The sequence below is a fragment of the Gammaproteobacteria bacterium genome, from assembly GCA_028817225.1.
Taxonomy (GTDB): domain Bacteria; phylum Pseudomonadota; class Gammaproteobacteria; order Poriferisulfidales; family Oxydemutatoraceae; genus Oxydemutator.
In genome coordinates, this window is sequence record JAPPQC010000030.1 from 1 (window position 1) to 13,335 (window position 13,335).

The window sequence follows — 13,335 nt, forward strand, 5'->3', positions numbered from 1 at the left end:
CCCCCCCCCCCCCCCCCCCCCCCCCCCCCCCCCCCCCCCCCCCCCCCCCGAGAAACGGCGTCATATCGTGCTTTCCGGCGATTTCTCGCCGACTCCGCACAACAATTCATATGCGATGGTGCCGCAATGTGCGGCGACTTCGGTCACCGGCAGGTTCGGGCCCCACAATTCGGCGGCGTCGCCCGCCTCGACATCGGCGCCGCCGACATCCACCGTCAGCATGTCCATGGACACGCGCCCGGCCAGCGCGCGGCGCGCGCCTGCAATCCACACCGGCGTGCCCGATTCGGCGTGCCTCGGATAGCCGTCGCCGTAGCCGGCGGCGACGATGGCCGCGCGCATCGGCTTGCGGCAGACATAATCGCCGCCGTAGCCGATGCGGTCGCCCTTGTTGAACTCGCGCACGGCGATGACCGGCGCCGTCAGCCGCATCGCCGGCTTCAGGCGGGCGCGGTGGCGCTCGTCGCAGTGCACCGGCGCGGCGCCGTAGAGCGCGATGCCGGCCCGCACCCAGTCGCGGTGCGTTTCCGGCAGCCGCAACGCCGCCGCCGAGTTGGCGAGCGACGCCGGCAGATTGTGTTCGCGGTAGTGCGAGCAGATTTCATCAAACGCCTCGATCTGGCGGCAGTCGGCGACGGCGTCGGCGTCGTCGGCGCAGGCCAGATGCGACATCAGCACCGGCGGCGACGGCAGCCCGCCGATGTCCAGCACCGCCGGCACGATGCGCGCGTGGGCCGACGCCGGAAAACCGAGGCGGTGCATGCCGGTGTCAAACTTGATCCACAACTCAACGCCGCCGCCGGCGTCGCGGCTCCATTCAATTTGGCGCTCGCGGTGCACGACCAGCGCCAGTTCGTGCCCGCGCGCGACGCCGTATTCGCGCGCGTCGCGGCAGCCCTGCAACACCAGTATCCTGTGCGACACCCCGGCGCGGCGCAGCGCCACGCCCTCGCCGACGCAGGCCACCGCAAAACCGTCCGCCGCGCCGAGCGCGCGCGCCGCCGCCGCCAGGCCGTGGCCGTAGGCATCGGCCTTGACGACCGCCATCAGGCGCGCGCCGCCGCACACTTCCCGCAGGTACTCGCAATTGCCGGACAACGCGCCGGCGTCGAGGCTTTTGACGAGCGGCCTGGTCATTGCGGAAGGGGACCGGAACCGGTCAGATTTGCTCGAAGTCGGAGACGACGGCGTCGTTGTAGTCGGGCCAGGACGGCGCGCCGCCGGCGGCCTCTTCCGGGAGATGGCTCTCAAAGCGCGTGTATTTGCCGATGAAGGTCAGCCGCATCTTGAAGGTCGGGCCGTTGCGCTGTTTGACGACCTCGACATCAACGGCGCCGGTGTTGTCGTCCTCGCCCTGCTCGCCGCCGCGGTAGAGCACCGCGATCAGGTCGGCGTCCTGCTCCAGCGCGCCGGACTCGCGCAAGTCCGACATCTGCGGCCTTCTCTCGGGGCGGCTTTCAATGTTGCGGTTCAACTGCGACAGCGCCACCACCGGCAGGTTGACCTCCTTCGCCAGCGCTTTCAGCGAGCGCGAAATCTCGGAAATCTCGACGGCGCGGTTCTCGACGCTGGCGTGCGAACGCATCAATTGCAGGTAATCCACGACCACCAGCGCCAGGTCGCGGTGTTCGCGCCGCAGGCGCCGCACCCGCGCGCGCACCTCGGTCGGCGTCAGGCTCGGGCTGTCGTCCACATAAATCCGCACATCGGAAAAACTGCCGTAGCATTCCGTCAGGCGCGCCCATTCCTCGTCGTTGAGGTTGCCGGTGCGCAGGTGCATCTGATTGATTCTGCCGAGCGACGAATAAAAGCGCGTCGCAATCTGGTGCGCCGGCATCTCCATGCTGAAAATCGCGACCGCGCCGCAGCGCTCCCTGGCGGCGGCGTGCTCGGCGATGTTCAGCGCAAAACTGGTCTTGCCCATGGACGGGCGCCCGGCGATGATGACCAGGTCGCCGGCCTGCAAGCCGTTGGTTTTCTCGTCGAATTCCCGAAAGCCGGTCGCCACGCCGGTGATCAGCCCCGGCGACTTGCTGCGCTGCTCGACCTGTTCATACACTTCCCGCCCCAGCGCTTGCAGCGTGTGGAAGTCCGCCGTCTTGCGCGAGCGGTCGTCGGTGATTCTGAAGATGTTCTGCTCGGCGCGGTCTATCAATTCGGCGCTGTCGCCGTCCATCGAGCGCGCGTCCTCGATGATGCCGGCGGCGACCTTCAGCAACTGGCGGCGCACCGCGTTCTCGTGCACGATGCGCGCGTAGGCGACGATGTTGGCGGCGCTCGGCGTTTCGTTGACGAGGTCGGCCAGATACGACAGCGTGTTGTCGTCGGCGGACGCCGCGCCGTCCTTGCGTTCGCCCTTCAGGCGCTCGGCCACGGTGACCGCGTCGCACGGGCTGCCGCTTTCGGCCAGGCCGCTGACGGCGCGGAACAGCGTGCGGTTGGACTGCGAGTAGAAGTCGTTCTCGGTTACGATGTCGGAGACCTTGTCCCACGCCTCGTTGTCGAGCAGCAGCCCGCCGATGACGGCCTGCTCGGCCTCGATGGAATGCGGTGCGCCCGCCGCCGCGCCCGCGCGCTGCTCCCCGGTCGGTGGCGCGTCCATCGTCAGCTCCGCGCGGATTATTTGCCGACGACTTTCAGCCGCACGACGGCGTTGACATCGGCGTGAAAGTGCAGTTCAACCCGGTAGTCGCCGAGTTCGCGGAACACGCCGTCCGGCAGCCGCACCTCGTGGCGGGCGATTTCAACGCCGGCCTTCGCCACCGCCTCGGCGATCTCGGCGGTGCCGACCGAGCCGAACAGGTTGCCCTCCTCGCTGACCGCGACTTCCAGCACCACCTCGCGCTCGTTGATCTTGTCGGCGCGCTCCTGCGCGGCAGCCTTCTCGCGCTGCGCCTGCTGTTCCAGTTCGGCCTTGCGGCGCTCGACCTTCTCCATGTTCGCGGGCGTCGCGAGTTCGGCCTTGCCGCCGGGAATCAGGCAGTTGCGGGCGTAGCCCGGGCGCGTGCCGACGACATCGCCGATGTCGCCCAGTTTCTCGACCTTTTCCAGCAGTATGATTTTCATGTTCTTCATGTCTTGTTGCGTCTCCTTCAGGCCCCTCAGTCTTTGTTGGCCGGCGCAAACCGGCGGCGCAGGCCGAACAGGCTTTCGACCAAGCCGATTAAAACCACCAGCAGCCACAAACGCGGCTCGATGACGGTGATAACCGCCAGCACCGTGTAAAACGCCGCCAGCGGCAGCCGCCGCTGTTCCAGGCCGGCGAGCAGGCCGTGCACCACGGCCACGCCCTGCAGCAGGAACAGCGGCGCCGCGACGATGGCCAACTGCCTCCAGACCGCGGACTCGGCCTGCGTTGAAACCGCAAAGACCGCGAGGCTGAGTATTGCAATTCCCCCGCCGATTTGCAACGCGGTGAATTCATCGCGAAAACGCCCCGGAGCGTCCAGCAGGGACTGCCACCACCGCCCCAATAGTAACATCAGCGACCAGACCATCACCAGCGACGACAGCGCGATGCCCGTCATCACGGGCACGATGGCCTCAAGCGCCGCCGTCAGGCGCTCGTCGGCGGCCAGCAGCGCGGTGTAATCGCGCAGCGCCTCGCGCCACCAGTCGTCAAGTTCCGGAAACGGCAGCGCCGCCAGCACACCGGCGGCGCCGGCGGCCAGCGCCGCGGTCAGCGGCCACGACAGCGCATGATGGCGCCGCAGTATCCAGGCGAAGCCCGTCAGCGGCAGCCATTGCAGCAGCGAGGTCATGATGATGACCGGCACGCCGGCCTGCCAGCCGCCGGCCAGCAGCGTCAGCGCCGCCAGCACCGCGCAGGCGCCGGCGATGACCGAGCAGGCGCGGCGCCAATCCAGTTTCAGCGCAATCAGCGCGATGCAGCCGCCGCCCAGCAGGCCGACGACCGGCAGCAGCGCGGACAGCAGCGTGAACCCGATGACCGAGACCAGCGCCTGCGGGTAGCCGGAGACGACAAAAGCGGCGATTTTTCTCATGCCCGGCGAGTGGGTGGCCGCGGCGGCGGCGGGGTGCGCGGGAGCGCGGGATTCAGTGGCGGTCGGTGTACGGCAGCAGCGCGAGATAACGCGCGCGCTTGATGGCCGTTGTCAGTTGGCGCTGGAAAACGGCTTTGGTGCCGGTGACGCGGCTCGGAATGATCTTGCCGGTGTCGGTGATGAAGTCTCTCAGCAGCGCGACATCCTTGTAGTCTATCGCGGAAACCCCCGCCTTCGTGAAGCGGCAGTATTTGCGGCCTTTCTGATGGGAGGGCATTTCAGTTCGCGCCTTTGGGGGGTTCTTCGGCTGATTCCGTGGCCGGGGCGGGTGTGGCGGTTGTGGCGGTGGTTGTGTCGGCATTCGCGGCGGTGGCGGACGGTGTTTCGGTGGCGGATTGTGCCGGGGTTGTGTCGCTTTGTGCCGGTGTTCCGGCGGCGGCCTGTGCCGGGGTTGTGTCGCTTTGTGCCGGTGTTGCGGCGGTGGACTGTGCCGGGGTTGTGTCGCTTTGTGCCGGTGTTGCGGCGGTGGACTGTGCCGGGGCGGCGGCCCGCGCCCGGGCCTCGGCGGCGCGCTGTTCTTCCTCGCGGGCGGAGCGCATCAGCGGCGACGGCCCGGTAACCGCGTCGTCACAGCGGATGATCATGTTGCGAACCACCGCGTCGTTGAACTGGAACGAACTCTTGATCTCGCCGACGGTCTCGGATGTGGTCTCGATGTTCATCAGCACATAGTGCGCCTTGTGCACCTTGCTGATCGGATACGCCAGCGGGCGCACGCCGAGGTTTTCCAGCCGGTGCATCGTGCCGCCGCTGGACTGCACCATCGAGCGGTAACGCTCGACCATGCCGCCCACCTGCCCGGTCTGGTCCGGATGCACCAGAAACATGACTTCGTAATGTCGCATTCGTTGATATGGTTGCGCGCGGAGTCTCCCGCGCGGAACCGCGTATTCTATGCGGGGATTGACACGCTGTCAAGAATCCCGCCGATTTGCGCGGTCAAGGCGGCCCGCAGCAGCCGCGTTTGCAGCCAACAACGCAAGCAATGGAAATTGCGCCTCACCCCCGCGCACGGCGGCGTTGTCGACGCTCGAAGAACTTGCGGCGGGCGGCGTCGCCGGGCGGGGCCAGGTCAATCTGGCGTTCCTGCGGGTCAACGCGCATGACGGTCACCTCGGCGACATCGCCCAGCCGCCAGATTTTGCCGCGGCGTCCGCCGACCAGGCGGTGGCGCACCGGGTCGTGCTGGTAGTAATCATCGTCGAGCAGGCGGATGTGCAGCAGGCCCTCGACATGCAGGCCCTCCAACTCGATGAACAAGCCGAACGATGTCACCGCGGTGACCAGGCCGGTGAAGGTCTCGCCGACGCGCTCTTCCAGCGACACGCATTTGTAATAGCGCTCGATGTCGCGCGTCGCGTCGTCGGCGCGCTTCTCGGTGAACGAACAGTTCTCGCCGAAATGCCGCATCGCGCGCGCATCGTAGTCGGCACCGTCGGGCGAATCCAGCGCGCGGTGGATGGCGCGGTGCAGCAGCAAATCGGGGTAGCGGCGTATCGGCGATGTGAAGTGCGCGTAGGATTCAAGCGCGAGGCCGAAGTGCCCGGTGTTGACCGGCGTGTACACGGCGCGCGCCAGCGAACGCAGGATGACGCCGGTGATGACGCGCCGGTGTTCGTGCCCCTCAATCTTGGCCAGCACGCGCGCCATGCCGGCGAGGTCGCCGTCGCCCGCCGAAAACCCGAGGTCGCGCAGAAACAGGTCAAGGCTCTCAAAGGCGTCTTTCTTGAAACCCTGGTGGACGCGGTACAGAAAATGCAGGCGGCGGCGCTCCAGAAAACCGGCGGCGGCGACATTGGCGCAAATCATGAACTCCTCGATCAGGCGGTGGGCGTCGTTGCGAACCAGCGGCGCGATGGCACGCAGGCGCCCGTGTTCGTCAAGCGCCACGCGCGCCTCGGAGGTCTCGAAGTCCAGCGCGTTGCGGCGTTCGCGCGCGCCGCGCAGCGCGCGCCAGGCGGCGTGCGCGGTGCGCAGCATCGCCGCCACCGACGCCGGGCACCCCGGTGGCAGCGCCGCGCCACGCGCGAAAAAGCCGCCGGCCTCGCCGTAGGTCAGGCGCGCGTGCGAATGGATGACGGCCCTGCAGAAGTCGTAGTCAAGCAGTTCGCCGTCGCGCGACAGACGCATCCGGCACACCAGCGCCGCGCGGTCCTCATTCGGGCGCAGCGAACACAGGTCGTCCGACAGCAGCGGCGGCAGCATCGGCACGACGCGCCCGGGGAAATAAACCGAATTGCCGCGTTCGGCGGCCTCGCGGTCCATCGCCGTGCCGGGCTTCACATAACTCGCGACATCGGCGATTGCGACCCACAGCATCGTCGCATCGCCGTCTTTCTCGCAGCACACGGCGTCGTCAAAGTCCTTCGCGTCGCTGCCGTCTATCGTCACAAACGGCATCTTGCGCAAATCGCGCCGACCGGCGCCGGGCTGCGGCACGCGGCGGCGCTTGAACGCCTTGCATTCGCGCAGCACTTCCGGCGGCCATTCGTGCGGAATGTCGCAGGCGCGTATCGTCATGTCCACTTCAAGGTCGGCGGCGCCGCGCCGCCCCAGCACCTGCACCAACGCGCCGCTCAGGTGCGGCGGCTGCGGCGACGGCGGGCGCAGGCGCACGACCACGGCGTCGCCGTCGTCCGGGCGCAGGCCGTCGTCGTCGCTGACCGCAACGCTGCCGAGGTGGCGTTCGCGCAGCGGCACGATGCAGTGGCCGCGCTTTGAGAACAGGCCGACCAGTTCGTGGCGGCGCTCGACGACCTCGACGGCCACCGGCTTCGCCTCGCCGCGCTTCGGGCCGACGCTGCGCAAACGAACCCGGTCGCCCGCGAACAGGCGACGCGACAACCTTTCCGGCAGTTCCACATCATCGCCGCCGGCGCGCAGCGCGAGGCCGCCGTCGCAGCGGACGATGTCGCCGGTCACAAAACGCGGCGCGCGCGCGGCGGCCCAGGCACCGCCGGTGTCGCATTCAATCTCGCCGTCGCGCGCCATCGCCTTCAGCCGCCGCGTGAAAGCGGTGATCTCGTCGTCGCCCTTGAGTTGGAAGTGGCGCAGCAGTTTCTGAAAACGCAGCGGCGCGGCGCTGGCGTCGAGCACCTCGTAAATGGACTGCCTTTCGGGAATGACAACTTTGCTCATGACAGAGGCAAACGGAAGGAGTTGCGGCGCCGCGCGTGACCGCCTGCATTTGACATTCATCCGGCGCGGCTATAAATTCTTTCGTTCGTTACCTGCCATTTTACATGTAAATCCCTGCCGAGGTGGCGGAATTGGTAGACGCGCTGGCTTCAGGTGCCAGTGGGGGCAACCCCGTGGAGGTTCAAGTCCTCTCCTCGGCACCAGCGGGCAACCGGATGGACAAACTGCTGCTTCATTTCGACACCGACGCCGTTCCCGGCACGTTTGACGCCGTCGTCGCCTACGACGGCGGCGCCGACCGCCTCGCGCAGTACGGCGGCGTGTCGGCGGACAACTGCGGCAAACTGACCGAGGGCGCGATCTACACGCGCGCGCCGGCGGACAAGAAAAACACCGCCATCTTCATCAGCGGCGGCGACCTCGACGCCGGCCAGCGACTGCTCGACGCCGTCACCGGCGCCTTCTTCGACCGCTTCCGGGTGTCGGTCATGCTCGACAGCGGCGGCTGCAACACCACCGCCGCCGCCGGCGTCGCGCTGCTGGCGTCGCAATACGACATCGCCGGCAAGACGGCGGCGGTGCTCGCCGGCACCGGCCCCGTCGGCCAGCGCGCCGCGGTCATGCTGGCCGCGAGCGGCGCGCGCCGGGTCGTGCTGACATCGCGCAGCCTCGAACGCGCGGAGCAGGCCTGCGCGCTGATGCAACAGCGCTTCGGCGCGGCGCTCGAGGCGCGCCAATGCCGCGACGCCGCGGAAACGGCGGCGGCGCTGGACGGCGCGCAAATCGCCTTCGGCGCCGGCAAGACCGGCGTGCAACTGCTGGGCCTGCCGCAGTGGCGCGACCTGGCGGCGCTTGAAGCCGTCGTGGATGTCAACACGCGCCCGCCCGCCGGCATTGAAGGCGTCGAGATGACCGACCGCGCGGCCCCGCGCCACGGCAAAATCGCGTTCGGCGGCCTCGGCGTCGGCGCGCTGAAACTGAAACTGCACCGCGCCTGCATCGCCGCCCTGTTCAACACCAACGACCAGGTGCTCGACGCCCCCGCCATCCTCAACCTCGCCCGCTCGCTGGCGGACTGAGACCCGCAACCGGGCCGGGGCGGCCGCCGCCCCGCTGCCTCCGGAAACGCCGTGCTATCATGCGCGGCAGGACGGGAAAATGAACGCCGCAACGGACCAAAACGAGACCCACCACAAGATTGTCATCGGCGATGCCCGATAGTATAAAATACCGGAAATACATCATGTCCACCAACAACCAAGCGGCTATTTCGTTTCCTCCGCCAACCGCGCTCCACCGCCCTCGCTCTCGTAGCCCGAAGAGTCGCTGGTTGAATCATATCCACCAAGGTGATTGCGTTGCCTTAATGGGCAGGATGCCGGCAGAGTCCATCGATTTGAGTTTCTGGTCGCCGCCCTATTTCGTGGGGAAATCTTACGAGAAAGATTTGACCTTCGAGGATTGGCAAGCGCTACTTCGAAACACTATCGGCGCCCACTTTCGCATTCTCAAAAGCGCGGGATTTATGGTGATAAATATCGGCGATATTCTGTGTTTTTCGGACCCCGGCATGCCTTCATTTCAGGCCAATCTTCGCCACGGTAAAAAGCACCGCATCACCCGTGAAGACGTGCTTGCCGCGCGGAAAAAACATCCTGATGCCAACCGTCACCGTCTGGCCTCAATACTGGGTTGCAGCGAACAAACCATCCAGCGCCGATTGGAAAACAACAATGTGCGCGGAGGAAAGCATGGTGCGTCAACCAAAACTCTGCTGGTCGGCGGAATGCTTCAGCAATGGGCGGAAGATGCGGGTTTGTATTTGTATGACCGCCGGATATGGCACAAGGATCCTTGCTGGGCGAACAGCCGATGGCACGGCAATTCCTACCGGTCAGTTGACGAATTCGAATATCTGTTCGTATTCTGGAAGCCCGGCATCGTGGAAGTAGATCGAAAAAGATTGAGTCCGCAAGAATGGGCAATGTGGGGTTCCAGAGGGGTTTGGCATATTCCTTCCGTAACCCGTAATGAACGCCACGAAGCGGAATTCCCGGAAGCACTCGCAGAGCGCGTTGTGCGCTTGTATTCCGATAAGGGAAATGTGGTGCTCGATCCTTTCTGTGGGTCGGGCACAACTGCAGTGATTGCGAAACGCCACAAGAGAAAATACATCGGAATAGAAATTAGCGAAAAATACGTTGGAATGGCGATTAGCCGCGTGTCAAATGCCTCACCCTGACAACGATTGCCATGGACAATGATATTAAAGACATCGACATCTTGAAAATCGAGCAAGTTTGCCAACGCATGGTTGTCCGTGCAATGCGCGATTACGAGGTGAAAGCAAAAGACATCTTTCGCAACGAGGGGGAAGATGCCAAAGAAGTCGCCGAGGATGTCACACGAGAAGCGATGGAAGCGCTCGGGGTTTCCCGGATAGATTACAGACTTTACGGCAAAGTCGATTATAAAAGAGCGGCGTTTGTTTTCCTGCCGGAAAGCGAACAAGGAGTTGCGCTGATGGTTGACTCCAAAGCTGAAAAAGACGGTGACACAGTAACAATCCAGATGTCACAAACTTCCATGGAGGTTCGTCAAAAACGCGGAGGGAAGTCTAAAACGGTGCCCGGTAAACTGGAAAAAACCATAAAAATTAACGGCAAATCTTTGCTGACGGTGACCATTTTCGTGAAGTATGTGTACATCCCTTCCAACGGAAAGGGATTAAATCTTAGAGAAATTGTTGTTGCATGTGTCCCTAATGGGCTATTGCAAGAACGCTACAACCCATCTTCAGAGAAGAAGAGTTTTTGGAGAGCAGGGCGTAATGCCCCTTCTCTCGGCGAAGAGTTTCGTGTCCGGGTCAATCTTAAAACGCTGGCCCAAATCGACGCTTGGCGAGTCACTCGGTGGAGTGTGGAATAAAGTTCGGGGGCTTATATGGGAAAACTAACAAAGGAGTGAATGTCTATTTCCTGCATCGTCATTTTCAATCATCCGCGAATTCAACTCGCAAGTGCATCAAAACAACTGTTGCACTTGCAAGTTGAATCTACATTTATCAATCTTTTCCATGTAATGGTCTTACCAGCTGCCATCTTTTTTCAGGTACGTTTTTCTTTTGTGCTGTTTGTGTTTTTACAAGTCTTCCCTCTTCAATCAACCGGTCAACCATCCTGCTTGTTCTTCGCTTTACCTTCTCTGTCAGCATCTGAAAGTCGTCTAAATCAACCTCGTATATTTCTTTTGCCATTTCTTGTTCGACAGCGAAACCTCCGTCTTCAAGCATGCTTTGAGCCAACCGACAAGATTCATTTAGAAATCCTTTCTCTAAACTTAGCCTGGCAATTATTCTCATCCAGTAAAATTCTGCCCGCGCCTCATCCTTATATTCTTTCATCCTTTCCGCAAATTTTTCGCCTCCCTCTCTCTTATATCTTTCAAACATGTCCTCGCACTTATTTATAGCTTCTTTCCACCTACCTTTCGCCAAATGTTCACGAGCCTCTTTCCATAATTCCATATACTCTTCTCTTTGTTCATCTTCTCGAATACGAGTTTTAATTTCACGCCATAATTTGACTACTGCTTCTCTTTTCATAGGCTTTCCAGTTTCCGTAGAAACGAGGTTGCTTTTGTATTTTTGATTGTCTTCCCCTAGTTTTTCATCCACAGCAAGTGCTCGTTCTATATCTATTTTTGCTTGTTTTATACTTCCCATTTGCCTATTTATCTCTGCCCGCAGGGCATAAAAAACTGCCATTTCTTGCAAGTCAATCGCCTTTGTCAAATCTCTATGTGCCCTCTCCAAGTTTCCGGAAATTGCCCTGATTTGCCCTCGCAGCGCCCAGCCTGACGCATATTTAGGATGTTCTTGAACGACCTTGTTTAGTATTTTTTCTGCTTTATTGTTCTCTCCATTCATAAAGTACTTCTGACCTTCACCAATTAATTTTTCAGCTGTGCTTTGTTGATTAAATACAATCGATCCAACAACAGGAGAAGTTTCTTTATATATTAGCGTCCCGCCTTCAATGCAATATGCTGCCACTTTTTTTATCGCAGGATACTCGCCTACTCTCTCATAATTTACTTTTTGCTTTAGAAGTTTCATTGCCTCCCAATTTCCTTTATTGCCCGGCATTTTTGATTGTGCTTTCCAACTCCAATATACGAATTTTGCCGCTGTATATACTGACTGTTCCGCCCTCTCCCATTTCAAGCTTTCCCCGCCATCGCTCATATAATGTCTTGCAAAAGTTTCCGCTTCTGCTTCCAACTTTTCCCATTGTTCAGTTCGTTCCAACTCGAACCCATTTTGCTCTAATCTCTCATAAAAACCCATCGGATAAAACATGTGCCCAAATGCACCTGGCTTAAATATGCTCACCCCTGCTTGATTTTTGCTTCTACCTGGAACTATGATTACCCTGTTCATCGCCTCTTTCTGTACAGGTGGGATTGTGTAATCTCTATTCGGCTTTTCACTCCAATATTTCACCTTTTTCCAGTTTTTCCCCTCTTTATACATCACCCATCGTGCTCCCTGCTCATCTACATATACCCCATGGCACTTACACTTGAATTCCGGTTTATCAATTATTTGCCCTTCCCTTTCCTCATTACATCTCTTATGCATTGGTTGGTAATTCCAATCTCCAATGAATTCCCTGCTGTTGTCTCGTGTCTTTACATAGTCCTTCGGGATTATGTGATCTTTGGTTGCTTCATTTCTCTTTATATCTTCTCCACAACCACCCGTATGTATTCCGCATTTATAATTGTCCCTCCTTAACAATCTGATAATTCTTTTGTTCATTCTTGACTCCTGTTTTTGGCCTGAGTTCAACCCGCAAGTGCAACTCCACCAGTCGGCATAAAAGGCAAGTTGCGATAACATGCTTGCTTTTCATCCGAAAAAGAGGAGAAGCACCATGCGATATTACACACAACTTGCACAAAAGCAACGATACCGGATTTTGCCCTGATGAAAGCAGGAAATAACCAGACCGATATTGCCTGCATTGTCGGCGTGCACAAATCCACAATCAGCCAGGAGTTTCGATGCAGCCTCATCAAGCCAACTGTTGCACTTGCGAGTTGAATCTGCGAATCTTCAATCAGAAGCGAGATGCAGCGGCTGGGTTGGCGCGAAGAAAAGCGGTGACAGAAACCCGCCCCGGCGCACAACGCCGGGGGCGCCGGATGCGAAGACCGGACAAACGACGAGGATGTTGTCAGCGCCCGCCGAGGGTGCGTTTGTAGAGGCGGTTGCGGGGCAGGCCGCTGAGTTCGGCGACGACGCCGGCGGCGGCGCCGGGCGGCAGGTGGCGCGACAGTTCGCGCAGCAGGTCTTCGGCGGACAGCGTGATTTCGTCGTCCGGCGCGGCGCCACCCTCGACCAGCAGCACGAACTCGCCGCGCCCCCGCGCGGTGTCGCCGTCCAGCCACCGCCGCACATCGGCCAGACGACCGCGGACGACGGCCTCGTGCACCTTTGTCATCTCCTTCGCAAGACAGACGGTGCGCTCCGCGCCGAACACGGCGGCGAGGTCGTCCAGCATCGGCGCGAGACGGTGCGGCGCCTCGAAGAAAACCATCGTGCGCCGCTCGCGGCGCAACTCGCGCAGGCGCGCCGCGCGCGCCGCCGCGGTGGCCGGCAGGAAACCCTCAAACACAAACCGGTCGGCGTCGAGGCCGGCGCACGACAGCGCCGCCGACGCCGCGCCGGCGCCGGGCAGCGGCGACACGCGCACGCCGCGCTCGTGGGCCGCGGCCACCAGACGGCGTCCGGCGTCGCGTATCAGCGGCGTGCCGGCGTCGCTCAGCAGCGCGAGGTTGTCGCCGCGCAGCAGTTGCGCGACGAGCGCGCCGCTTTTGCCGGCCTCGTTGTGGCGGTGCAGACTGACGGCGGGCGCGGTGATGCCGTAACGCCGCAGCAGCACCGAACTGGTGCGCGTGTCCTCGCACAGGATGCGGTCCACACCGCGCAGGACTTCCACCGCCCTGAAAGTGAAGTCGCCGAGGTTGCCGATGGGCGTGGCAACCACATACAAAGTGCCCGTGATGTTTTCTTTCTCCGTCATGCCCCGACTCGCCGCGTTTCGCCGCGCCATGCGCCATTATAGTA

At 61.6% G+C, this 13,335-nt stretch carries 13 protein-coding genes and 1 tRNA gene; 4 read left to right on the plus strand and 10 right to left on the minus strand.

Annotation, left to right across the window (positions count from 1 at the left end; all coding sequences use genetic code 11):
• Nucleotides 1-60 precede the first annotated feature (60 nt).
• From alr to rnr, 7 genes are all read right to left on the minus strand, one after another.
• Nucleotides 61-1,137: an alanine racemase gene (gene alr, locus OXU50_04245; GenBank protein ID MDD9869088.1), complete on the minus strand. Its 1,077-nt coding sequence runs from the start codon at nt 1,135-1,137 to the stop codon at nt 61-63.
• Between the two features lie 22 nt (nt 1,138-1,159).
• Nucleotides 1,160-2,602: a replicative DNA helicase gene (gene dnaB, locus OXU50_04250; GenBank protein MDD9869089.1), complete on the minus strand. Its 1,443-nt coding sequence runs from the start codon at nt 2,600-2,602 to the stop codon at nt 1,160-1,162.
• Between the two features lie 17 nt (nt 2,603-2,619).
• A complete protein-coding gene (gene rplI, locus OXU50_04255) occupies nt 2,620-3,066 on the minus strand; it encodes a 50S ribosomal protein L9 (GenBank protein MDD9869090.1) in 447 nt (148 codons plus the stop codon).
• 35 nt (nt 3,067-3,101) lie between these two features.
• A complete protein-coding gene (locus OXU50_04260; GenBank protein MDD9869091.1) occupies nt 3,102-4,004 on the minus strand; it encodes a hypothetical protein in 903 nt (300 codons plus the stop codon).
• Between the two features lie 52 nt (nt 4,005-4,056).
• Nucleotides 4,057-4,281 (minus strand): 30S ribosomal protein S18, encoded by a 225-nt coding sequence (rpsR, locus tag OXU50_04265; protein ID MDD9869092.1) that lies wholly within the window; start codon nt 4,279-4,281, stop codon nt 4,057-4,059.
• Between the two features lies 1 nt (nt 4,282).
• Nucleotides 4,283-4,909: a 30S ribosomal protein S6 gene (rpsF, locus tag OXU50_04270; GenBank protein MDD9869093.1), complete on the minus strand. Its 627-nt coding sequence runs from the start codon at nt 4,907-4,909 to the stop codon at nt 4,283-4,285.
• 154 nt (nt 4,910-5,063) lie between these two features.
• Complete coding sequence (gene rnr / locus OXU50_04275; protein ID MDD9869094.1) at nt 5,064-7,202, minus strand: ribonuclease R; 2,139 nt, start codon at nt 7,200-7,202, stop codon at nt 5,064-5,066.
• A gap of 116 nt (nt 7,203-7,318) precedes the next feature.
• Between rnr and OXU50_04280 the strand changes: the two genes are divergently transcribed.
• The 4 genes from OXU50_04280 to OXU50_04295 all read left to right on the plus strand — a co-directional run bounded on the left by OXU50_04280 (nt 7,319) and on the right by OXU50_04295 (nt 10,130).
• A tRNA-Leu gene (locus tag OXU50_04280) sits at nt 7,319-7,405 on the plus strand.
• A 12-nt stretch (nt 7,406-7,417) separates the two neighbouring features.
• Nucleotides 7,418-8,281: a methylenetetrahydrofolate dehydrogenase gene (locus OXU50_04285; GenBank protein MDD9869095.1), complete on the plus strand. Its 864-nt coding sequence runs from the start codon at nt 7,418-7,420 to the stop codon at nt 8,279-8,281.
• Between the two features lie 164 nt (nt 8,282-8,445).
• Nucleotides 8,446-9,444: a site-specific DNA-methyltransferase gene (locus OXU50_04290; GenBank protein ID MDD9869096.1), complete on the plus strand. Its 999-nt coding sequence runs from the start codon at nt 8,446-8,448 to the stop codon at nt 9,442-9,444.
• 11 nt (nt 9,445-9,455) lie between these two features.
• Nucleotides 9,456-10,130 (plus strand): BglI family type II restriction endonuclease, encoded by a 675-nt coding sequence (locus OXU50_04295; protein MDD9869097.1) that lies wholly within the window; start codon nt 9,456-9,458, stop codon nt 10,128-10,130.
• A gap of 136 nt (nt 10,131-10,266) precedes the next feature.
• On the opposite strand, the gene OXU50_04300 is transcribed toward OXU50_04295, so the two are convergent.
• The 3 genes from OXU50_04300 to rsmI form a co-directional block, all read right to left on the minus strand.
• The gene (locus OXU50_04300) at nt 10,267-12,024 is read right to left on the minus strand and encodes a hypothetical protein (GenBank protein ID MDD9869098.1); all 1,758 of its coding nucleotides are present in this window, start codon (nt 12,022-12,024) and stop codon (nt 10,267-10,269) included.
• Between the two features lie 26 nt (nt 12,025-12,050).
• Complete coding sequence (locus OXU50_04305) at nt 12,051-12,281, minus strand: hypothetical protein (protein ID MDD9869099.1); 231 nt, start codon at nt 12,279-12,281, stop codon at nt 12,051-12,053.
• Nucleotides 12,282-12,442: 161 nt separating this feature from the next.
• Nucleotides 12,443-13,291 carry a 16S rRNA (cytidine(1402)-2'-O)-methyltransferase gene (gene rsmI, locus OXU50_04310; GenBank protein ID MDD9869100.1) on the minus strand — a complete coding sequence of 283 codons (849 nt, stop codon included), beginning with the start codon at nt 13,289-13,291 and terminating at the stop codon, nt 12,443-12,445.
• Nucleotides 13,292-13,335: the final 44 nt, after the last annotated feature.